This is a genomic window from Leisingera sp. ANG-S5, from assembly GCF_000813925.1.
Taxonomy (GTDB): domain Bacteria; phylum Pseudomonadota; class Alphaproteobacteria; order Rhodobacterales; family Rhodobacteraceae; genus Leisingera.
Window position 1 is genome coordinate 171,250 of the sequence record NZ_JWLH01000002.1, and the last position, 22,246, is coordinate 193,495.

The following is a 22,246-nucleotide window of genomic DNA, read 5'->3' on the forward strand; positions in this document are numbered from 1 at the left end:
GAGCAAGGGTCGGCCCGCTGCGGGGGCGGCCCTGACGGTGCCGCTGTCAGGAGCCCCAGATCGCCTGATGCGCTTCCTCGCCGCTTTCAAAGATATGCGGCTGCACGCCGCGGCTGGCGAGCTCACCCTGCATCTTCAGGCGCATGAAGGCGCTGGTGGTGTAGTGGGCGATCGAAGACGAATACGCCTCCAGAGTCTGACCAACAGAGTTTGCGTAGTCGTCCTGCAGATCTTCGGCGATGCGGAAGCCGTTCTGGTTCATCACCATGCTGACATCGCGGCCGCTTTTGGCAAAGGCATCCTGCAGAACGCGGTCCAGATCCTCGACGTCCTGTTTCTTGCGGACGCTCCAGCCTTCGAGGTTGAGGAACATGGTGTGGCGGGCGGCGTCATAGGTGACCCGTTCTGAAAGGTTGAAGTTCAACAGGTCGTTCATCAGACCCATCGGCTCGTCCCGGAAGATGCGGGCATCCATCAGGGCGACGTTTTCAATGATCGGCTTGAACTCCATCTGATCCAGAATGTCGCGCTGCAAGTCGATGCCGGGGGCAATCTCAATCAGTTCCAGCCCCTTGGGGGTCAGCTGCAGCACGCAGCGCTCGGTCACGTAGAGCACCGGCTGCGATCGCTTGGAGGCATAAGGGCCCGAGAAGGTGATCTGCTCGATCAGGCGCACGAATTTCTTGTTGCGGCCTTCCTGCACAATGCGCAACTCGCCGTTTTCCACCGCAACCTTCAGCCCGCCGGCGGTGAAGGTGCCGGCAAAGACCACGGCGCGGGAATTCTGGGAGATGTTGATGAAGCCGCCGCAGCCGTTCAGACGGCCGCCGAAGCGGGAGGCGTTGACGCTGCCCTCGGCGTCGCATTCGGCCATGCCGAGGCAGGTGAGGTCAAGCCCGCCGCCGTCGTAGAAATCAAACATCTGGTTCTGGTCGATAATGGCGTCGGCATTGGCAGAGGAGCCGAAGCTGGAGCCGCCTGCCAGCACCCCGCCGACCGCGCCTGCCTCGGTGGTGAGGGTGATATAAGGGGTGGCTTTTTCCTCGTTGGCCACGGCTGCCACACCATCAGGCGCGCCGACGCCGAGGTTCACCGCACCGTTGGGCGGCAGCTCAAATGCGGCGCGGCGAGCGATGATCTTGCGTTGATCCAGCGGCATCTTGGCGATGCCTTCTACGGGCACCCGTATTTCGCCGGAAAGCGCGGGATTATGCTGAACGCCGTAGTTCATCCGGTGCATGTCCGGGTCGTCGGCGACGCAGACGCAGTCCACCAGCAGGCCGGGGATCTTCACATCCTTGGGCTTGATCGAGCCGTCCTCGACGATGCGTTCCACCTGGGCGATGACGATGCCGCCGTTGTTGTGGGCGGCCATCGCCTGGGCCAGGCAGTCCAGTGTCAGCGCCTCGCGCTCCATGCTGATGTTGCCTGAGCGGTCGGCGCTGGTGCCGCGAATGAAGGCGACGTCGATCTTGGTGGCCTTGTAGAACAGCCATTCCTCGCCATCGACTTCGTGGTAGCGGACGATGTCCTCCTCGGTCACTTTGTTGACCTTGCCGCCGCCGTGGCGCGGGTCGACATAGGTATGCAGGCCGACCTTGGAGAACAGGCCGGGCTGGCCGGCGGCGCAGGCGCGGTAGAGCTGCGAGATCACCCCCTGAGGCAAGTTGTAGCCGCAGATCTTGTTCTCCTGCGCGGCCTGGGCAACCTTGGGCATGCGGCCGAAATTACCGGCAATCACCCGGCGCAAAAGCCCGTCGTGGTGCAGCCGCCCCGTGCCCAAGCCTTTGCTGTCGCCGGCGCCCGCGCACATGATCAGGGTGAGGTCGCGGGGGGCGCCTTCGGCCAGGAAGCGCTTTTCCAGCGCCGCGTGCAGCATTTCCGGTATGCAGCTTTGCACAAAGCCGGTGGTTGTCACGACGTCGCCGTCGCGGATCAGCGCCATTGCCTGTTCGGTCGTGGTTGTCTTGTCTTTCATGGCGTCGCCTCCTCCCCGAAGCTGCTTGCCGCCGGGTAGGGATCAATGTCCACGCGGCAGTTTGGTCGGGAATGTTAGGCGTGGTGGGGTTCCGTGCTGTCTTTCGATTGCGTCAGCGTTTTGGGGAGTTACGACATCCGGCCGACGCGCCGGCCGGGAAGTTTCCGATTGGCGTCATCATGTGCCTGATAAGGCGAGGGGCCTGAACCGGCCGCTCGCCCATTGGGGATTATCTGTCCTACAGGCTCAGAACAGGCTGAAGCCGGAGTTCTGCCAGTCTTGCAGGCTGATGCCCTCCAGGACCACAGACCAGTTGCCGCCATCGGAAACCTCAAGATCGTCTCCCAGGTCCGTGATTTGCAGCGCATTGCGTGTCGGGCCTTCAGCTTTGATGAAGTCCTTGCCAAGTTCGAAGTCCGTGATGGTGTCCTCACCGGTGTGGGATGTCTTGAACAGGAATACGTCGGCACCGGTGCCGCCCGTGAGCAGGTCATCGCCCTCACCGCCAACCAGCACGTCATTGTGGCGGCCGCCGTCCAGGGTGTCATTCCCCTTGTTGCCGCGCAGAAGATCGTGGCCGTTGCCGCCTTCAAGCTCGTCATTGCCGCTGCCGCCACTGAGCGTATCCTTATGGGAGCCGCCAAAGATGAAATCGTCACCAGAGCCGCCCAGAAGCAGGTCCAGGCCGCCGCCGCCATCCAGGCAGTCGTCGCCCTTGTTGCCGATCAGCGTGTCGTTGCCGCCGCCGCCTTGCAGGTCATCATCTCCGGCGCGCCCCTTCAGGAAATCTGAGCCGATGCGACCGTGCATGAAGTCGCGCCCGCTGGTGCCGAACAGGTCGTCATCGCCCTTGGTGCCGATGATGCGCTCCATCGCGGCAAAAACGTCCTTTTGCAGCAGTTGGACATCGGTGTTGCGCACGATGACGTCCGATAGGCTGGTGTCCCAGAGATCTGCGAGCTCACGCTTTGGAATGCCATCGCGCCCTTCGCTCCAGTAAGGATCGCCGTCACGCAACCGGGTGAATTGATCAATCATCACAATTGTGAAGGTTTCACCCAACAGGCCCTTACCGTGGGGATCTTCGGCCAGGCCGCCAATCCAGGCGTCCAGCAGGTCGGTATCGCCATAGGCCTCCTTGAGCTTTGCTGCCAGCGCTGTGTCTGAGGTGATGTCAGAGAATTTTTCGGCCCGCGACAGGCCCAGGGCCTCGCGCAGGTCGTTGTAGCTGGCGACACCCATGTCGCGGCCACGCTGGATGTTCAGAGCTGCCAGGTCAAGACCGCCGGCGCCCGGCGGCCCGAACAGGAAGGAACGCACGTCCTCAACCACCTTGGTGTCGATGGCCTCCGAGGTTTGAGTGGCCGCGCCGCGCAGCACGTTTTCGATCATGTTTTTCTGGCTGACCAGATGCGGCTGGAAAAACGCATCGCGCAGAGCCAGCGGATCCAGCTCTTTGCCGCTCTCGGTGACCCGCTGCAGATTGGAGGACAGCAGAGTGTGCCCCAAACGGTAAACAGCGGTAGAAAACTCGATCGCAATCCCCGGGTTCACCCCCTTGTCATAACCTTGGTAGTCGTCGAAGGCATCCTTGCCGATCAGAATGGGCAGGAATTCCTTGAAGGTGATGGATTGCACCAGAGCCTCCACCCGGGCGCGGGCGGCTTCGAAAAGGTCATCATCCGACAGCATCGGGTCTTTTGCTGCCAGTTCGTCGACCAGCCTGTTATGCTCGCGCGTGAACAGGGTGTGCATCGATGTCAAGGCGACATTTTCGGCCGCACGGACATCGCCGGTTAAAAAGCCGTCGCCGTCACGGTGCAGAAGATCATCCTTGGTCATTTTCAGTTTGCCGCCGGCATCGCGCATTGCGCTGACCATCTCTACGGTCGATCCATAGATCATCGAGGCGTCGATATAGGCGGTGATCTCGTTGTGATAGCCGTCGTGATGGTGCTCGACCCGGGTAAAGGGAATGATGGCCTGGCCGGTGCCGAACGGGTCAAAAAACGGATCGCCTGCCGGTACTTCAATATGTGCGGTGATCTCGCTTTCCGCACCGGAGAGTGACAGGTCGTGGTCCAGGAACTGGCCCCAGATCCACAGGAAATCAGAGGCGCCGCCGGCAGTGTGCGTGGTACCGTGCTGCTGTGACAGAATGTTCGAAACTTCGCGCGGGTTGGGCCGGTCTTCACCGGCCATCTCGCCGTTTGGTCCCAGTCCGCTGGGTGCCATATGCATCAGCGCCGTGTTCGTGGCGCCCCAGTCAGGATGGTCAGGATTTGCGGAAGTGCCATCGGCGGGGCGCGCGGCCCCAATCTTCAAATTGGACATGTGATCCCCCAATCACTCGTTACTTTCACTAGAAACGCCGCCGCGCCATGCACACTCCCCAGCGCGCAGCGGCGGCTTATCACCTGCCGGCTCCAAGCGAAAAAACACTGCTGGAGCACAGGATCACCTTTCAGTTTATCATATTTTTGTGACTGATTGTGAGTTTTCGTGATGTATTTTTTTTGACTTAAATAACAGCCTGATAATCAGTTGAGTTGTGCGTACTGCGCCGGATTCAGGCCTGTTTGGCCTGGGTTTCTGGCTGTTCTTCGGCCGGTTTTTGCGTCCATTTGGCAATCTGGTCCAGCAGTTCCTTCTTGCGCACGGGCTTGGACAGGAACCCAACCATTCCGGCCGCGCGGCAGGCGGCTTCATCGGTGCTCAGGACATTGGCGGTAAGCGCCACAATCGGGCAAGGGCTGCGCCCGTTTTCCCGCTCCCAGTCCCGCAGGCGCCGGGTTGCCTCCAGCCCGTCCATGACCGGCATCGACATGTCCATCAGCACCAGGTCGAAGTTCTGAGCGGCATAGGTATCAACGGCCTCTTGACCGTTACTGCAAATGGTAAGCTGAATGCCGGTCGGGGCAAGCATCTTCTTCAGCACCAACTGGTTGGTGCGGTTGTCCTCTGCCGCCAGGACCCGGAGGCCGCTGAACTGGCCAGCTGAGTGCCCGGACCCTGTCTGGCGGGTGGCGGCGGCCTGAACTGGCCCTGTGTTCAGCGCCTTCTGCAGTGTCCGGAGAAGAAGCCTGCCGCGAGCGGGCTTCATCAGAACATGCACGGTCTTGCAGCTTTGCAGTGCCTGGTAGTCGGCAAGCAGCTGGCCGCCAGTACAGTAGACAAGGGGCAGCTCCCGGCAGCCAGGCAGCGCATGCAGATCCTGGCACAGGGACCTGGCCTGCGCCAGCGGCAGGCTGTTTTCCACCAGCACGAGGTCGGGCAGGGGGGCGCTAGCGGCCGGGGTTTGCAGCTGTGCCATCAGTTCCGGGAGCCCGGTCGGAGCACTCGCCGCGGCTCCCCAGTATTCCAACTGGCGCAGGCGCACCTCGCGGGAGAATGCCAGATCGGCAATGACCGCCACATTCTTGCCTGCAAGCGGGCGTGAAGGGTGCGGGATTGGGGCCGCCACAGGCAGCGTCAGGCAGACGGTGAAACAGGAGCCTTCACCGGACACCGAAACCACATCAATCCTGCCGCCCATTGCTTGGGCCAGCCGCGACGAGATCGCCAGTCCCAGGCCGGTGCCTTCGAACCGCCGGGCTGTGGTGCTCTCGACCTGCTCGAATGCGTGGAATATCTGCCCAATGCTGTCTTCGGGGATGCCAACGCCGGTGTCGCGCACATCAATGCACAGCGGAATTTTGTGGCTGGCGTCGTAGTTGAGGGTGATGCTGATGTGGCCCTCAAGCGTGAACTTTACGGCATTGCCGACCAGGTTCATCAGGATCTGCCGCACACGACCGCTGTCACCCGAAAAGACCGCCGGGGTGCCTTCCGGAATGTCGATGCAGATTTCCACGCCCTTGGCCGTAGCGCTGGGGGACATCAGTGCAGCAACATCATAGATCACGTCGCGCAGGTTGAAGGGTTGCTCCAGCATCTGCGTCTTGCCAGCTTCCAGCTTGGAAAAGTCGAGGATGTCGTTGACGATGCGCAGCAATGCCTCGGAGGAGGCCAGGATCGTGCTTGTGCAGGATTGCTGCTCTGGTGTCAGGCTGGTTTCACTTAGAACCTCGGCCATCCCAAGCACGCCGTTGATGGGGGTGCGGATTTCATGGCTCATGGTGGCGAGGAAACGAGACTTGGTCTCCGTCGCGGCTTCTGCACGGGCTTTTTCCTGCAGCAGCCGGTCGGCAATCCGCTTCTTTTCTTCCAGGCTGGTTTCCAAGGTGTCGAGTGCCCTGAACACCGCGGCAATCTCATTGTCGCTTTCCGGCGCCGCGGGCTGTTCCCGGGTGGCGAGCCGCCGCAATTTCTGGGCGGCAAGCTGCATTGCCGCGGAAAAGCCGCGCGCCTTGCGCATGGCAAACATCAGGGCTGCGGCCATCAGGAGGGTGGTTCCGGTCAATCCCAGCACCAGAATCCGGGTGAGCGCCCCGTTTGCCGCAGCAACAGCGCGTTCCGCATGACCGGCGGCCTGCGCGGTGACAGTCTCGGCCTGGGCAGTAACGGCCTCGCTGCTCATGGTCAGTGCGCTAAGGGTTGGGATGTCCCGTTCTGATCTGATGCCAAGAAGGATAACTGCCTTCACGCACCAATCCGCAAAGGCGGTGTCCAGCGCCTTGACCTCTGCGCGCAATGACTCCGGCAGCGGCAGGGCCAGAAGGGCCGCCAGATCCCCGTTTATTGATTTTAGATAGGCCTGGAACTGCCGGGCCACCTCCTCCTGCGGGATCAGCCGTGTCATCGCCAGAACGTCCATGGCATATTCTTCTGCGGTGGTGATGCCGGTGCTGACGCTGCTGGCACGCCGGGTTGCCTCCAGCGAGGTCTCCAGAACGGCGTCTTTGCGGGCTGAGGCATAGATCGCCATGCCGCCAACCAGCAGCGCGGCGAACAGCGCGGCCACCGCGATGACCAGAACCGGAAGGACTATGGACCGTTTGATGTTCATGCGTGGTGTCCCTCAGCCGTACGCATCAGTTGGCCGGCAGGATTGGAGTCGGCACATTGGTCTCTGTGTCCGTCAGCGTTTCGAGGAAAGCAATGAGATCAGCAGTGTCGTCAGCAGAGAGAGTGAAGCTATCAATATCCGGAGACCGGTCCGCCGCGGCTGCTCCGCCGGCGGCATAGTGGCGGATCACCTCCTCCAGCGATGCCAGCGAGCCGTCGTGCATGTAGGGCGCCCGCAGCACGATATTGCGCAGGCCCGGGGTCTTGAAGCGGAAGTTCTGGTCCGGATTGGGCGGCACCAAGCCGCCGCCGCCAAGATCGCCGGATTGCAGCCCGACATCATGCAGCTGGTTGTCAGTGAACATCCAGCCTGTATGACACGAAATGCAGTTTGCCTTACCGGTAAACAGCGCAAAACCCCGTTTGGCGGCATCGGAAACCGCCGTTTCATCTCCCTCCACCCAGCGGTCAAAGTCGGCGACACCGCTGACTATGGTCCGCTGATAGGTGGCCAGCGCGGTCAGCACGGTGTCCTTGCGGATGCCGCGGCTGGGAAACAGCCGGCCGAACCAGATTCTGTAGTCATCCACTGCCGACAGACGTTTGGTAATTTCCTCGAAGGTGGCGTTCATTTCATCCGGTGCGGTGATCGGCCCGGCAGCCTGTTCTTCCAGGCTTGTTACGCGCCCGTCCCAGAAGAGCGGCGTGATCCATGCGGCATTCAGGATCGTCGGTGCGTGGCGGCGGATCGGAGTGCCGGCCGCGCCCATCGCCTTGGAGACCGGGACTTCCCAGCCGAAAGACGGGTTGTGGCAGCTGGAGCAGCTGATGTTCTGCCCGCCGGAGAGGCGCGGATCAAAGAACAGCATCTTGCCGAGTGTTGCGATCTCGCGGTTGTAAGGGGCTTCGGCTGGAAACGGAACGGTTGCCGGCCGCCGGAACGCATCGAGCCCGGCCGTTTCAGCCAGGCTCTGGACAGTCCAAAACAGCAGCGGCACTACGGCAGCGGCAGCAGCTTTCCACCGCATTCAGGACCTCCTCTTCGCGTTCCATAACCTAGTTAACCGGAATGGCATCATCTGAGAAGGCCGTTAAAATATGGTGAGCTATGCCTGTCCTGCTGCTGCCTGCTGTGCAGGTGGCTGGGCGGGTTTCCCGGAGACCTTCTTGGGGCCGATCCGCCGGGTGACCAGCCAGGGGCCGGCCTTCAACACCATTAGCGCGAACCCTGCGGTCCACAGGCCAGCCGAGACGGTGATACCGTCCAGACCTGCAACCAGGCTCGTGCCGCCTGCAACACGTGCGGCAACGGCGCCCAGCAGCAGCATGAAGGCAAGGGTCAGCGCAGGGCCTGCCTCCAGCGGGCGGCCGCTGTGGCCCATGGTGGCGCGCATCATCACCGCCAGTGTCATGCCGCCAATTGCACCGATACCCAGGACATGTACCGCGGCAGGAGGCTCCATCAGGCCGAAGGGCACGCCGCCTGCTGCAATCAGCCCGGCAGGCACCATCGCATAGGCCAAGTGCAGCATCAGTAAAAGCGGATCCGGCAGGGTGGCCAGGCTGCGCCAGCGCGCCAGCCGTACCGTGTGCAGCAGGCCCGCGGCCAGTAGCAAGACGCCGGTGGCGGCAGCCCAGGGCGCTGCCGTCCAGGCCAGCAGCGCGGCCGCGCCGAAGACTAGCGTCACCGCGTCGAACCTGCCGAATGGCACAGGCATTTTTCCAGCCCCGCGCTTGGCCAGCCAATTGCGGGTAAAGCTGGGAATGATCCTCCCGCCGATCAGCATGATCAGGAAAATCAGAACCGCGATGCCCAGACGGCGGGACAGATCCGCGGCGCCTTCAGTCATCGCCTCTATGTGGAAGCAGGCGTTGGCAATACCGAGCAGGGTGACCGGCACCAGCACCTTGAGATTGCGCCAGTTTTCACCGGCGATGATCTCGCGTGCGATCATGGCAATCACCGCGGCCAGGAAGGCGCAATCCACCGCCATCACCCCCAGCGCGGGCAGCCCCAGCCAGCCCGCTGCCGCCAGCCGGCCCAGCAGCCAAAGGCCGGACAGCAGTGCCAGGGGCAGCCCGCGCGCAGGCATCCGCCCGGTCCAGTTCGGCACCGCAGTGAACAGGAAGCCCGCCACAACCGCAGCGCCGTACCCGAAGATCATCTCGTGAATGTGCCAGTCTGTTGGCAGCATCACGCCGCTGTATTCCAGATCGCCGCGCCAGATCAGCAGCCAAGCGGGGATCGCCAGCACGGCAAAAAGACAGGCCCCCAGAAAGAATGGCCGGAAGCCGAAGGAAAAGAGAACAGGTCCGGTATAGTTGGTTCGCGCAGCCATGACGGCCTCCTTGCGTCCGGTCAAAGACAGGCGGGCGGCACTGGTCAGGGGCCGCCCGCCGGTTCAGCGCAAGGGACGCAATCTTTCGCCGAACCCCGTGGATCAGCTCCGGCAGGCAGGGGGAGGGAGGCTCCCTCAAATCCGGTTTCCCGTTTTTTCCCGCACGGTTGTTTCCTCTGCTGCCACTATGCGATAACGGCGGAGTGACCACTTTGTCCTTCAGCAAACTTGCGGTGCATTCTTGTCCAAGCTCGACGAAAGCCTTCTCTCCGGGCTGCCGCCCTTCAGCCTCCTGGAGCGCAGCCAGATCCGCGAAATCCTCGATCAGGCGCTGCCCAAGCGGTATGATGAGGGGGCGGAGATCTTTCATGAGGGCCATGACGCCGAGCGGTTCCATCTGCTGCTGGACGGTTACATCCGGGTGGTGAAGACCACTGAGGGCGGCGAGCAGATCATCGCGCTGCATATTTCGCCGGGCCAGCTGTTCGGTATTGCGCCGGCGCTGAACCGCGACACCTATCCGGCGACCGCGGTGGCGGCCTCGGAATCGCTGGCTCTGTCGTGGCCGGTGCGGCTGTGGGCGGAATTCACCGCCAAGTATCAAGGTTTTGCTACTGAGAGCTACAGCACCTTGGGCCAGCGGCTTGGGGAGATGCAGACGCGGATAACCGAACTGGCGACGCAAGCCGTGGAGCAGCGGGTGGCGGCGGCGCTGTTGCGAATGGTGAACCAGTCGGGCCGCAAGGTGGAGGAAGGGATCGAGATCGCCTTCCCGGTGACCCGCCGCAATATCTCCGAGATGACCGGCACCACGCTGCACACGGTGAGCCGTCTGCTGTCGGCCTGGGAGAAGGAGGGCATTGTGCACTCCACCCGCAAGCATATCGTGGTCACGGCCCCGCACAGGCTGGTGCTCCTGAGCGGGGCGCAGGGGTAGTATCTTCCGCCGTGGCAGCGAATGATGAGGTCAGAAGTTATCCCAACCCTGGGCCATCGGCAGATCTTCCTGTCCAGGCCGTGTGTCCGTGAAGGAAGCTGGCGGTGCGGATTTGCGGGCCGTTGCTGCCGGTTCCGGTCCCTCGCTGCCATCTTTGAACTTGGACACCTCCTGGGTGAGATGGCAGGCGTCATTGGTCAGCATCTGACTCGCCGCTGAGGTCTGTTCGACCATCGCCGCGTTTTGCTGGGTGACCTGATCGAGCTGCGCAACCCCCTGATTGATCTCAATCAGTGCCGTCGACTGCTCGGAAGCGCCGGTTGCGATATCCTGGATATGCTCTGAGATTGTGGCGACGCTCTTGATGATCTGCTGCAGTTCTTCGCCGGACTTGCCAACAAGATCGACGCCTGCCGCGACCTGCCGGTTGCTTTCACCGATCAGCTGCTTGATTTCGCCGGCAGCGTCCGCGGAGCGCTGGGCAAGCGCGCGGACCTCGGAAGCAACAACCGCGAACCCGCGTCCGGCTTCACCGGCCCGGGCGGCTTCAACGCCGGCGTTCAGCGCCAGAAGGTTGGTCTGGAACGCGATGTCGTCAATCACTCCAATGATTTTGGAGATCTGTTCAGAAGAATTTTCAATCTGCGCCATCGCGTCAATTGCGCTGCTCACGACCTCGCCGCTGCGTTCTGCCGATGTTTTGGCTTCTGTTACGATGCCGTCCACTTTCTGGGCGCCTTCGGCAGAAGCTTTTACAGTTGCTGACAGCTGTTCAATGGCCGCAGCCGTTTCCTCCAGGGTGGCGGCCTGGCTTTCAGTCCGCTGGGACAGGTCGCCGGCTGACTGCGAAATTTCCTGGGCGGTGCGGCCAACTGCGGAGGACACTTGCTTGACCGTCCTCACAGAAGAGCTGAGCTGCTCAAGCGAGTGATTGAACGTCTTGCCCAGGGCGCCGACATCCGGAAGGTCGGAAACCGCGACCCGGTGGGTCAGGTTGCCGCCGCTGAGTTCCTCAAGGCCTTCTCCGATCTCATCAAGCGCGCGGCGCCGCGCGGTGATGTCGGAGGCAACTTTCACCACCCTCACCACCTTGCCGTTTTCATCTTCCACCGGGGCATATGTCGCCTGGATCCAGATTGTTTCACCGGCCTTCGTCACTCGCGGAAACTGGTCCGAGAACACTTTGCCGCTGGCAAGATCCGACCAGAAGGTTTTGTAGTCATTTGATGCGACCAGTTCCGGAGCGACAAACATGGAATGGTGTTTTCCCTGGATCTCCTCCAGGCCATAACCCAATGCGCTCAAAAAGTTCTGGTTCGCGGTGATGATCGTGCCATCAGGGTGGAATTGAATGGTCGCCTGCGTGCGGTCAACCATTCCGGCGATGATGGCAGAGGTGTCGTCCTTCTCAGTCGTATTCGACTTTTTCCTCATAAAAAACACTAGCTGTACTCCAAGGATTGCTGGGCCTCACTCCTCTGGATCACCAGTCATATCGTAAAAACAGAATAAAAAAGTTAATGCGCCTTTGGCGCCTTCTGAGCAGGACGAGACATGAGTGCTTCAAGTCTTTCCAGGCAGTGAACCTGCCCAATCATACGGCACTGAAAGTACAAGCTCAGGTGTAAAGACAGTCAGCAGCGGGCGGATGCTTCGCGACCTGCAATCCAGCCCCGGCTAGTCTCAAACTAACGCGGCCCCCCGCAACTCCTCCCTGAATGCCATCTCCTCCAGCCCGTATTCCTCGCAGGCATCGATCAGCGTGTGGAACGGTGCGATCGGGCAGCCGGGGCAAAGCATCTGACGGTTCATGAACTCGCCCGCGCAGGCGGGCCAGTGGTGGAATAGTTCTGACAAAGGCAAGTCGGGATCGTCGAAATCGGGGCGGCGCATGGGCATCCTCCTTTTCCTGCATCTTGCGTGCAGCAATGGGGCTGGTCTTTGCGCTTCGACAATATTCGCGGCGGTGCGCGGGTTTAGGCAGAACCCATCCGCAACTGTACTCAGGACCGCGATATGTCAGAGATACTTACCAAGTCGCGGGCCAGGAACGTGTTCTACGGGGGCTCCTTGTTCTTCGTTGTCGTGTTCGTGGCCATGACCGCGCACAGCCACCGCTTCATCGTCAACACGTCCACCGCTGGCATGGAGCTGACCGACGAGGTTCGCCAGGGCAAACATGTGTGGGAGCGCCATTCCTGCATCAACTGCCACACGCTGCACGGCGAGGGTGCCTATTTCGCACCGGAAGTGGGCAATGTGATGACCCGCTGGGGCGTGCTGGACGACCCGGAAGGCGCCTATGAAATGCTTGATGGCTGGATGAAGTCGCAGCCCTCCGGAGTCGAGGGCCGCCGCCAGATGCCGTTCTTCGATCTGACGGAAGAAGAAACCAAGGCCTTGTCCGAATTCCTACGCTGGGCGGATCAGACCGACACCCAGAACTGGCCGCCGAACGACGCGGGCTGAGGGGAGAAAAACAATGAAATATCAATCTCAAAAAGTGGCCTATGCCTATTTCATGGTGGCAATGGGCCTGTTTGCCATTCAGGTTCTGGGCGGCCTGCTGGCCGGCTGGATTTATGTCTGGCCCAACACGCTGAGCGAGCTTCTGCCGTTCAACATCGTGCGGATGCTGCACACCAATGCGCTGGTGGTCTGGCTTTTGCTGGGGTTCTTCGGCGCTGCTTATTACCTGATCCCCGAGGAAAGCGAGCGGGAAATCTTCTCGGTCAAGCTGGCCTATATCCAGCTGGCGATTTTGGTGGTCGGCACCCTGGGCGCCGTCGGTTCCTACCTTGTCGGCATCCACGGCGGGCGGGAGTTCCTGGAACAGCCCCTGTGGGTCAAGTTCGGCATCCTGGTTGCGGCGGTGATCTTCCTCGTGAATATCTCCCTGACCGTGCTGGCAGGCCGCAAGACCGCGATCACCAACATCCTGCTGATGGGCCTGTGGCTGCTTTCGCTCCTGTGGATCTTTGCCTTCATCAACCCGGACAACCTGTCGCTTGACAAGATGTACTGGTGGTTTGTTGTCCACCTGTGGGTGGAAGCCACCTGGGAACTGGTGATGGCCGCGATCCTTGGCTACCTGATGCTGAAGCTGACCGGTGTTGACCGCGAGGTGGTGGAGAAATGGCTCTATGTCATCGTGGCGCTGGCTCTGTTCTCCGGTATCCTTGGCACCGGCCACCACTTCTTCTGGATCGGCACCCCCGGTTACTGGCAGTGGATCGGCTCGATTTTCTCGACTCTCGAAGTGATCCCGTTCTTCGCGATGATGAGCTTTGCCTTCGTCATGGTCTGGAAAGGCCGCAAGAACCACCCGAACAAGGCGGCTCTGCTGTGGTCGCTGGGTGCATCCACCGTTGCCTTCTTCGGCGCGGGCGTCTGGGGCTTCCTGCACACGCTGCACGGGGTGAACTACTATACCCACGGCACCCAGATCACCGCCGCCCACGGGCACCTTGCCTTCTACGGCGCCTATGTGGCGATGAACCTGGCGATGTTCACCTATGCGATGCCGCAACTGCGCAACCGCGACCCCTATAACCAGGTGCTGAACATGGCCTCCTTCTGGCTGATGACCGGCGGCATGGCCTTCATGACCTTCGTGCTGACCTTTGCCGGCACCATCCAGACCCACATGCAACGCATTGTCGGTGAGTACTTCATGGACGTGCAGGACCAGCTGGGACTGTTCTACCTGATGCGCCTCGGTTCCGGTGCTGTGGTGGTCCTGGGCGCGCTGCTGTTCATCTATGCAACTGTGGTGGTCCGCCGCGAAGTCATCAAACCCGGCCCCGCGGCCGTACCGGGAGAGTAAGCCATGAACGCGATGAATACGCCTTCCGTGCCCTTCTACCGTCCCGCAGGCGATGAATGCACCGTCTTCGAGATGGCCCAAGCCAACGGTCTGCCCCTTCTTCTGAAGGGGCCCACCGGCTGCGGCAAGACGCGGTTCGTGGAACATATGGCAGCCCGGCTCGGGCTGCCCCTCCACACCGTTGCCTGCCATGACGACCTGTCGGCTGCCGACCTGATCGGGCGCTACCTGCTGAAGGGCGGGGAAACCGTCTGGGTCGATGGTCCGCTGACCCGTGCGGTGCGCGAGGGCGGCATCTGCTACCTGGATGAGGTGGTCGAAGCCCGCAAGGACGTGGCGGTGGTGCTGCACCCGCTGACCGACGACCGCCGCCGCCTGGTGATCGACCGCACCGGCGAGGAGCTGGCCGCGCCCAAGCCCTTCATGCTGGTGGCCAGCTACAACCCCGGCTACCAGAACATCCTCAAGAAGCTGAAGCCCTCGACCCGGCAGCGCTTCCTGTCGATCGGCTTTGACTTCCCGGAAGCCTCCGCCGAAACTGCGGTCGTCGCTTGCGAGAGCGGCCTGGATGAGGACCGTTCCGCCGCGCTTGTGCGCCTGGCGGGCCATATCCGCAAGCTCTCGGGCATGGATTTGGAGGAAGGTGTCTCCACCCGTCTCTTGATCTACGCCGCCACACTGATTGCCAAAGGTATGGGTGTGGAGCGCGCGGTGGAGGCCGCCATCATCGAACCCCTCAGCGACGAGGCTGATGTGCAGCAGGCGCTGCGCGACCTTGCCGCCAGCGTCTACGGGTGATGCCATGATCCACGCTCTCGACCTTCTGGAACCCGAAGAAACGGTTGGCAACCTGTGGCACGGCATGGCCACACGGATCGGCGCCGCAGAAGATGGGACCGAACACACCGTCCGGTTCGAGGACATGCGCGCCAGCGTGGCGGCCTTGTTCCGGGCGCTGGGCGGGGCCGGGGGCGTGGAAATCCAGGTGGCGCCCGCGGTGCTGTCGGATCACCGTCCGGACCGGCTGCGCCGCATCGGCACCCCGCGCGAGATGGCGCATATGGCCAGTTTCGATGGCGAACGCCTGCGCCTGCCGCCGGAGATGGCTGTTTTTCCCAGCCTGGAATTGAACCGCAAGGCCTATCTGTGGCTGGCTGCAATGGCCGCCTCGATCGAATTGCCTGAGCGCAACGAAGACCGGTGTCAGGCCGATCAGCTGGAGATCGCTGCCAATGCCCGCGCTGCGGACAAGGTGTTTGCCGCCTGTCCGGGGCTGCGGTCTGCCTATGGTGCGTTCTGTGCCCATATCGCCGGGATCCGCAAACGCAATGGCCTGCCACGTTCCGAAGCGCGGATCGAACGGATGGTGCTGGATCAGATTGGCACCGACTGCCGCGTCGCTGAACCCTGCACCTGCATTGCCCCGCGCGGTTACCGGACTTATCAGCCGGTGCCGTTCTGGCTGCGCCTGCCGGTGCCGCAAGCGGGCAGGGGGGCAGCCCCCGCAGCGGATGAGGCGATGAAAACCCCGGGCCTCGCCATCTCCACCCGCAAGACGGCCAAGCGGCAGGATCAGGACCAGACCACCCGCAAAGACAGCTTCATCGTCCACCGGTTCGAATCCATCCTGTCCTGGGCCGAAAGCCTGAACATCAACCGCATGGTGGATGACGACGACAACGAGAACGCACAGAAAGCGGCGGAGGACCAGGACAACCTGACCCTCTCGCAGCATATGAAACGCGCGGCCTCGCGGCTGCGGATCTCGCTGGACCTGTCGCCGCAGGATGCCGAACATGAACGGCTGGCGGGCCAGTTCACCTATCCTGAATGGAATCACCGGCTGGGCAAGCACATGTCCGCCCATACTTGCGTGCTGGAAGCCGAAGGCAAGCCTGCCGACAGCTTCCAGCCCGACCCGCGGCTGGTGTCCCGCGTGCGGCGCCAGTTCGCCCCGCTGCACCCGCGCCGGGTGATGCTGCCGCGGCAGCTGGACGGCGACGAGCTGGATCTGGAAGCGGTGGTGAAATCCCATGTCGATCTGGCCTGCGGTCAGCAGGGCAGCGACCGGGTTTGGCAGGCCAGCCGCCCGATGGCCCGCGACCTGAGCGTGGCGGTGCTGATGGACTGCTCCCGCTCGACCGAGGCCACGGTCGGCGACCGCCCGGTGATCGAAACTGCCCGCGAGTCTCTGGCAGCCCTCGCCGGCGGTATCGCCACGGCTGGCGACCGGCTGGGCATTTGGGGGTTCTCCTCCCTGCGCCGGGACCGGGTGTTCCTGACCCGTGCCAAAGGGTTCGAAGATCCGATGTCCGAGGCAGTCACCGCCCGCATCGGCGGCTTCAAGCCCGGCCACTACACAAGGCTCGGTGCGGCAATCCGCCATGCTTCTGCTCAGTTGGCGGAGGAAGGCGCCGAACGCCGTTTGCTGCTGGTTCTGACCGACGGCAAGCCCAACGATCTGGACCATTATGAGGGCGTGCATGGCATCGAGGACAGCCGCATGGCGGTGCGAGAGGCGCGCGCCCTGGGCCAATCGGTGCATGGCGTTGTGATCGACGCCGACGGGCAGGACTGGTTTGCCCGCATCTTCGGGCGCGCCGGGTTCACCCTGCTGCCTGACCCTGACCGGCTGCCGCGCGCGCTGCCGGAAATCTATCAATCCCTGACCATGGAGCACTGAGATGAAACGTATCCTCGCTCTGGCCTTGCTGGCCCCGTCCAGCGTATTTGCCACCAGTTTTGAACGGCCGATCCCGCAGCCGCAGACCGAAACCGCGGAGTTCTGGTTTCTGATGGGGTCCATCGCCCTGATCGTCAGCTTGGGGTTCGTCCAATACCTGGTGAGTCGGCGATGACACCGCAGCCCTCCTGGCGGCTGCTGGCAGCGCTTTACCCATTCGGGGCGGGGGCGGCGGCCGTCAACATCTTCTTTGCATCGCTGATTGCCAGCTGGATCGGCTGGCAGGTGCTGACCCCGTATGAGTCAGTGGCTTGGGGACTGCTGCTCGGCTTGCCGGCAACTTACATTTTTGCCCGCCATATCGAGCGGCTGAAGCGGCAGGCCGACGGCAGCTAATCCTTCATGGACGCGTAAAAAGGCCCTGCCGAGCAGGGCCTTGCACCATTTAACATCAGGGGGAACCGCAAGTGGCAAGGCGGCTGGTTTTGAGGGGGGAGCCGCCTTGCCGCGGGGTCAGCCAGCCGCTGCCAGCAGGCCGGCCTCCTCCGCTGCCTTCACCTCAGCCAGATCCGCCTCGCCGTCGGCATTGGCGTCGATGGTCGCAAAGGTTTCCTCTGTCAGGTCGGGAAACGCCGCCTGCAGCTCTTCCAGCGAATAGGTGCCATTGCCGTCGGTATCGGCCTCAGTGATGGAATCCATCGCCGCCAGCGGCGAAGCGGCCAAAGCAGCAAGGGCGGTGGCGGTCAGTGCGAGTTTTTTCATGTGAGACACTCCAACTAATTGCATTGATCTTCCTGAGGCCACGGTATTCCGCGTGCCATAGGCAAGTGCTAGGCCGATGCAGAGCCTGCTTCTATCCTCTTGGTGCAAGGTGGCCGTTTCCGGCACCTGTATGCCGGAACTGCCTGGTCCGCCCGGCGCTTTGCCGCCCCGGGAACCTCCTGATCCTTTCTCCGCCTAACGCGCTGGCCGTTTCTTGCGGTTATCTGCCAGTTCCAACGGCTGCGGCTATTTCACAAGCCTGCGTGGACAAGCACCGAATGCCATCTAGGTTGCATAGAAGTGTTCTGGCGGGCGGGTGTTTTGACTGCAAAGACGGAAATCATAACGGATCTTGGTGCACTGGCCGCGCTGCAGCCTGCCTGGGCGGAGCTGCATGCCGCGTCGGGCGGCGGTCCGTTTTCGTCAATGGACTGGATTTTGTCCTGGGCCGGGGCCTTTGGCGAGGGGGCGGCACCGCGGATTGGCTGTGTCTGGCGTGATGGCCAGCTGACAGCGGCACTGCCTATGGGCGTGAAACGCGTGCCGCTGTGGCAAGGCGGGCCGCAGGTGCGCAAGCTGATGATGCTGTGCAGCGACCGTGCAGGGTTTCACGACATTCTGGCCGCACCTGGGCAGGAGGCGGATGCTGGTGCGCTGCTGGAGGAAATGCTGGCGGCAAAGGAGTGTGATTTCGCGGATCTGACACCTGTGCGGACAACACCGGCGCTCAGCCGGTTCAGCGAAGCATCTGGCAAGGGCGGTCTGCGCCGCCGTCAGCGTCAGGAAATTCGGGCGGCTGTCTGCCGCCATGATGACGGCCTGGATGCTTGTCTGGCCCGGCGCAGCAGGAAGTTCCGCAGTTCACTGCGGGCAGGCCACAGGGCGCTGAAGCTGCGGGAACATGAGATGCTGACTGCTGACAGTCCTGGCGATGCTTCCGACCGCATTCTGGGTGCTGCACTGAGCCTGTCAGCACGGACTTGGAAAGCCCGGCTCGGCACCGACATCGGCTCCAGCAGGCGCACCCGTGACTTCTTTCAGGAACTTTGGCGGCGGATGTCGGCCAGCGGCACCATGGCTGTGCACCTTCTGACCATCGAGGGCCGTCCGGCCGCCAGCAGCCTGTGTGTGGAGGCTGGTGGCACCTCCTACGGGCTGATCCTGGATTTCGACGAGTCATACAGCAAGATTTCACCCGGACGGATCATGGCCTGGAGGGGGGTCGAGGCTGCTATCGCGCGAGGCTGCAAAAGCTCGAACACGCTGCGCTCAACACCGTTCCTCGACCGTCTGGCGGATGAATTTGAAACCTTCCACCGGCTGCGCGTCTGCCGCCGGTACGGCGTGGCTGACCTGATGCTGACAGCCCAGGATCTTCTGCGCCCGGTTGGAAAAAAAGCGCGCAAGATGAAGCAGCTGCGTACCCGAAAGCGGTCCGCCTTCGTGGGCTGACCAAACTGGTAAAAGGAGGGACCGCATATGGCCCGCCGCACATTCATCACAAGACTGCAGGCCCGCTTGGCGGGGGCAGTCCTATTGGTCTGTCTGGCCGCCATTACCGCAGCTGCGCAAACGCCGGTGCTGGGGCCGGGGGACGAGGTAAATATCTCCGTTCTGAACCGCGAAGACCTCACCCGGGACTACAGGGTCCGCCCCGACGGCAGGCTGTCCCTGCATGTGGTCGGCGAAGTGCCCGCAGCGGGGCAAACACCGGCCGCACTGGAAGCCAGCCTGGAAGCGCTGCTGAGCGAGCGTACCGGCCTGCCGGCCTCAGTTGCCGTCAGCGTGAGCCGCTGGCGCCCGGTTTATGCCCTTGGCGATGTCGTGACACCCGGCGAAGTTGCTTACCGCGAGGGCCTTACGGTCGGGCGCATTCTAGCAGTGTCCGGGGGGTTATTTCCGCGCGAAAGCGAAGCGGCCTCCAGCCAGCTGGATATCCGGATCGCCGATGAACGCTCCAAGATAGCCGTGCGCCAATCCGCCATGGTGGACCTGCATGCGCAGCGGTTGCGGCTGCTGGCCGAAAGCTCTGGTGTGGTGTCCCTGGAGCCGGACGCCGCCTTCTCTGCCCTGGCCGGGCCGGAAGCGGATTCTCTGATTGCTGAGCAGATTGCGATCCTGCGGGCCCGGGCGGAACGCGACCAGGTGCGGGCGGCTTCTGTCCAGATCCAGGCGGACCTGGCCGCCCAGGAAGCGAGCGCCTTGTCCAGCCAGCAGACAATTCTGCGCGAGCAGATCGAAGCCAGTGCCAAAGCCCTGAAAGATCTGGAAAGCCTGCTTGACCGCGGGTTGACCAGCACCGAGCGGGTGCGCCAGCTGCGGTCAATCTACAACGACGAGAACATCGAGCTGATGCTCTCGGCCAGTTATGAGGCCCGCGCACGGCAGACGGAAATTAACCTGCTTTCCTCGGTCGAGGATGCCCGCCGGGTGCGGGCGCAGCAAATCACCGCAGAGCTGGCAACGGTCATGGCGTCCATCCGAAATGAAGAAGCGGAGGTCACCGCCTCGCGCGAGCTGATCCGGGCGCTGTCTGCCGCGCTGGGGCAAGTGCCCGCCACCGGACCGCTGCTGCCGCCGGAATACCGCATCCGCCGAAATACCGGGCAGGGCGAACAGGTTCTGCCAGCCGCATTGAACACTCAGGTCCTGCCAGGCGACCTGGTGGAGGTGCGCCGCGGCGGGTTTGCAGAGCTGGAGCCAGGCTGAAGCTGCGAGTGCGGAAGCGCTGTTCCCGCATCAAATGCTGTCTCGAAGCTACCGGGTGTCCGCGGCCTTGCGGGCTGGCTGCAAAGGCACGGCTCCATCCGCTCTTAGAATCCCGCTGGCGAAGCTGTCAAACGCGGCTACTGCAGAAGGTATTTTGTATTTAATAGCGGCCTCTTGCCCGCGGGCCAGTATTTCTGCGTCCGGCCGGGATTGCATCTCCTTGAGGATTGCATTTGCAAGCGCGCCTGCGTCACCCGGAGGCACCAGCACGCCCAGCTTGCCACCCTGGAGGATTGCTTCGGGGCCCAGGCAGCGGCTCGCCACCAGCGGTGTGCCTGCAGCCAAGGCCTCGACCGCGACATTTCCGAAACCTTCGCGCAAGGACGGCAGCACGGCCAGCTCTGCGCGGGCAAAATCGCGAAGCAGATCCGATGAATACCCCATCAGATGCACATGATCCGCCACGCCCAAGTCCTGTGTGAGTGTCTTCAGACTGGGATGCTGCGGTCCGGTACCGTAGATCAACAGCTTAGCGCCGGGCGTGCCCCGCCGCACCTCGGCAAAGGCCCGGATCAGCACGTCATGCCCCTTGTCCGGTATCAGCCGCCCGGCAGCCACGATCCTCCCCGGCACGCGGGCCGGAGGGTCGCGTCGCAGCCGGTCCAGATCGGCTTCGTTCAGAACAGGGTTTGGCAGGCAGGCCAGCGGCGGCCTGGGTAAGTTGAGCGCGACCTGCCATCCTTCGCCGATTGCGTGCAGCGGCACCGCCAGGTGATCCGCCCGCGGATAGAGCGCGCGGATCAGCAATTTCCGCAGCAAGGGGTGCCGTGCTGTGGCGAGATAGGTTTCCGCTGTCGTGTGCTCGGAAATCACCAGCTTTGGCTGCAGGTGCGGCGGCAGCAGGGAGACCGCCAGGACAGCCGAAAGATTCATGGCATTGGTGCCGGAGTATAAGACTGCGGCGGGATGTTTCCTCAGCAGCCGCGCCAATGCCCGGGACCTCTGCAGCAGCCCCCTACCGCCGCAATTCAGCACCGGCACGTCGGGGGGCAATTGCGCCAGAAGCTCCCCTTCGGCGCGGTTTAGTATCAGGACCGGTGCCCAGCGGCTGCGGTCTAGGTTGCACAGCAGCGCTTTCACAACCATTTCGATTCCGCCTGCTTTCAGATGCGGCAGGGCAAAGGTGAGGGTCTGCGGCTGAATGGCATTCATGTCCTGTCCCACCAGGGCAGTTTCCGGGCAAACCGGAAAAGAGCCCTATATCCTTAGTTTGTGTTCAACTGAGAGTAGGTCCGCCATGCGATTGCTCAAGTGCCGCCTGCGCAGGAGCGTGTTTCCTGTCCTGACTATTGCTGCTGCTCTGGCGGCGGGCGGCAGCAGTGCGCAGGATGTGTGCCCGTCCGAGGGCCGGTATTGGAGCTTTGGCAGCGGCGGGGAGCATGGCGGCTTCGCTCATGTGCAGTTGCAGCGCGGCACTGCAGTTCTGGTAAATGATCCGGTGCAGCCGGGAAACCAGGTGGCGCGGCTGACAGCAGGACCCAAACAGAAGGGCAAGGTGGGCAAGGCAGACTATATCCACCGGTTTGAACCGCTGCAGGCCGGCAGCGTGATCCTGATGCAGGCAAGGTTCTATTTCCCGTTGGGCACACCGCTCAACAGCCTGATCCTGATGGACCTGGAATGCGCGTCCTGCGGGCTGGAGACCAATCCCGGTGTACGGCTGTATCTGCGCCGCGGTATGTTGCGGGTGGATCGCTCCAAGATCGGCATCAAACAGGCGTTTCTGCCAACCGCACCGCATATGGTTGCGGCCGGGGGCTGGCACGAGGTGTCTTGGCAAGTGACCCTGGGCACAGGCGAGCAAGGCCGCTCTATTGTGATGCTGGACGGTGAAAGGGTGAGCGATGTTCGCGGCACCACGCTGCTGACGCAGGAGATCGTTTCCCGCCATATGGACGTCGCAGTGCAGGAGCAGGCCGACCGATTTCAGGTTGGGCTGACCGCCAATTCGAACCCGCAAGCAGTGGAAATGCTGCTGGATGATGTCAGCTTCTGCCAGCTTTGA

General features: G+C 62.5%; 19 protein-coding genes. 10 read left to right on the forward strand and 9 right to left on the reverse strand.

The features are described 5' to 3' along the window. Positions 1-46: 46 nt before the first annotated feature. The 5 genes from RA25_RS04420 to RA25_RS04440 form a co-directional block, all read right to left on the reverse strand. Complete coding sequence (locus tag RA25_RS04420; protein ID WP_019298198.1) at positions 47-1,978, reverse strand: acyl CoA:acetate/3-ketoacid CoA transferase; 1,932 nt, start codon at positions 1,976-1,978, stop codon at positions 47-49. A gap of 246 nt (positions 1,979-2,224) precedes the next feature. After that, a complete protein-coding gene (locus tag RA25_RS04425) occupies positions 2,225-4,312 on the reverse strand; it encodes a peroxidase family protein (protein WP_039152120.1) in 2,088 nt (695 codons plus the stop codon). A 235-nt stretch (positions 4,313-4,547) separates the two neighbouring features. Beyond that, complete coding sequence (locus RA25_RS04430; protein WP_039170507.1) at positions 4,548-6,926, reverse strand: ATP-binding protein; 2,379 nt, start codon at positions 6,924-6,926, stop codon at positions 4,548-4,550. Between the two features lie 25 nt (positions 6,927-6,951). Next, entirely contained in the window at positions 6,952-7,953 is a 1,002-nt protein-coding gene (locus RA25_RS04435; RefSeq protein WP_082009013.1) for a cytochrome-c peroxidase, read from the reverse strand. 78 nt (positions 7,954-8,031) lie between these two features. Beyond that, on the reverse strand, positions 8,032-9,264 hold the full coding sequence (locus RA25_RS04440; protein WP_039170508.1) for an NnrS family protein: 1,233 nt from the start codon (positions 9,262-9,264) through the stop codon (positions 8,032-8,034). Positions 9,265-9,505: 241 nt separating this feature from the next. Here RA25_RS04440 and RA25_RS04445 point away from each other — a divergent pair, with 241 nt between their 5' ends. Next, on the forward strand, positions 9,506-10,201 hold the full coding sequence (locus RA25_RS04445; protein ID WP_019298193.1) for a Crp/Fnr family transcriptional regulator: 696 nt from the start codon (positions 9,506-9,508) through the stop codon (positions 10,199-10,201). Positions 10,202-10,231: 30 nt separating this feature from the next. On the opposite strand, the gene RA25_RS04450 is transcribed toward RA25_RS04445, so the two are convergent. Together RA25_RS04450 and RA25_RS04455 are read right to left on the reverse strand one after the other, a co-directional pair. Next, complete coding sequence (locus tag RA25_RS04450) at positions 10,232-11,635, reverse strand: methyl-accepting chemotaxis protein (protein WP_152610578.1); 1,404 nt, start codon at positions 11,633-11,635, stop codon at positions 10,232-10,234. A gap of 249 nt (positions 11,636-11,884) precedes the next feature. Continuing rightward, positions 11,885-12,094, reverse strand: a complete 210-nt coding sequence (locus RA25_RS04455; protein ID WP_039150935.1) for a hypothetical protein — start codon at positions 12,092-12,094, stop codon at positions 11,885-11,887. Positions 12,095-12,217: 123 nt separating this feature from the next. Here RA25_RS04455 and RA25_RS04460 point away from each other — a divergent pair, with 123 nt between their 5' ends. From RA25_RS04460 to RA25_RS04480, 6 genes are read left to right on the forward strand one after another with little or no spacing between them, the layout of a single operon-like run. Further along, positions 12,218-12,670, forward strand: a complete 453-nt coding sequence (locus tag RA25_RS04460; RefSeq protein WP_039150931.1) for a c-type cytochrome — start codon at positions 12,218-12,220, stop codon at positions 12,668-12,670. A gap of 13 nt (positions 12,671-12,683) precedes the next feature. After that, a complete protein-coding gene (locus RA25_RS04465) occupies positions 12,684-14,027 on the forward strand; it encodes a cbb3-type cytochrome c oxidase subunit I (protein ID WP_039170509.1) in 1,344 nt (447 codons plus the stop codon). Positions 14,028-14,030: 3 nt separating this feature from the next. Further along, positions 14,031-14,825, forward strand: a complete 795-nt coding sequence (locus RA25_RS04470; protein ID WP_039170510.1) for a CbbQ/NirQ/NorQ/GpvN family protein — start codon at positions 14,031-14,033, stop codon at positions 14,823-14,825. A 4-nt stretch (positions 14,826-14,829) separates the two neighbouring features. Then, the gene (locus RA25_RS04475; RefSeq protein WP_039170511.1) at positions 14,830-16,710 is read left to right on the forward strand and encodes a nitric oxide reductase activation protein NorD; all 1,881 of its coding nucleotides are present in this window, start codon (positions 14,830-14,832) and stop codon (positions 16,708-16,710) included. A 1-nt stretch (position 16,711) separates the two neighbouring features. Further along, positions 16,712-16,885 carry a hypothetical protein gene (locus RA25_RS22950; RefSeq protein ID WP_019298186.1) on the forward strand — a complete coding sequence of 58 codons (174 nt, stop codon included), beginning with the start codon at positions 16,712-16,714 and terminating at the stop codon, positions 16,883-16,885. Next, a complete protein-coding gene (locus RA25_RS04480; protein WP_039170512.1) occupies positions 16,882-17,106 on the forward strand; it encodes a hypothetical protein in 225 nt (74 codons plus the stop codon). The genes RA25_RS22950 and RA25_RS04480 overlap by 4 nt, the downstream gene beginning before the upstream one ends. Positions 17,107-17,223: 117 nt before the next feature. Here RA25_RS04480 and RA25_RS04485 read toward each other — a convergent pair whose 3' ends face one another. Beyond that, a complete protein-coding gene (locus RA25_RS04485; RefSeq protein ID WP_019298184.1) occupies positions 17,224-17,472 on the reverse strand; it encodes a calcium-binding protein in 249 nt (82 codons plus the stop codon). Between the two features lie 321 nt (positions 17,473-17,793). Between RA25_RS04485 and RA25_RS04490 the strand changes: the two genes are divergently transcribed. After that, positions 17,794-18,924: a GNAT family N-acetyltransferase gene (locus RA25_RS04490; protein ID WP_039170513.1), complete on the forward strand. Its 1,131-nt coding sequence runs from the start codon at positions 17,794-17,796 to the stop codon at positions 18,922-18,924. 27 nt (positions 18,925-18,951) lie between these two features. Next, positions 18,952-20,181: a polysaccharide biosynthesis/export family protein gene (locus tag RA25_RS04495; protein WP_039170514.1), complete on the forward strand. Its 1,230-nt coding sequence runs from the start codon at positions 18,952-18,954 to the stop codon at positions 20,179-20,181. A 48-nt stretch (positions 20,182-20,229) separates the two neighbouring features. On the opposite strand, the gene RA25_RS04500 is transcribed toward RA25_RS04495, so the two are convergent. Next, the gene (locus RA25_RS04500; protein WP_039170515.1) at positions 20,230-21,393 is read right to left on the reverse strand and encodes a glycosyltransferase; all 1,164 of its coding nucleotides are present in this window, start codon (positions 21,391-21,393) and stop codon (positions 20,230-20,232) included. Between the two features lie 118 nt (positions 21,394-21,511). On the opposite strand from RA25_RS04500, the gene RA25_RS04505 reads away from it, so the two are divergent. Beyond that, positions 21,512-22,246 (forward strand): hypothetical protein, encoded by a 735-nt coding sequence (locus RA25_RS04505; RefSeq protein WP_039150912.1) that lies wholly within the window; start codon positions 21,512-21,514, stop codon positions 22,244-22,246.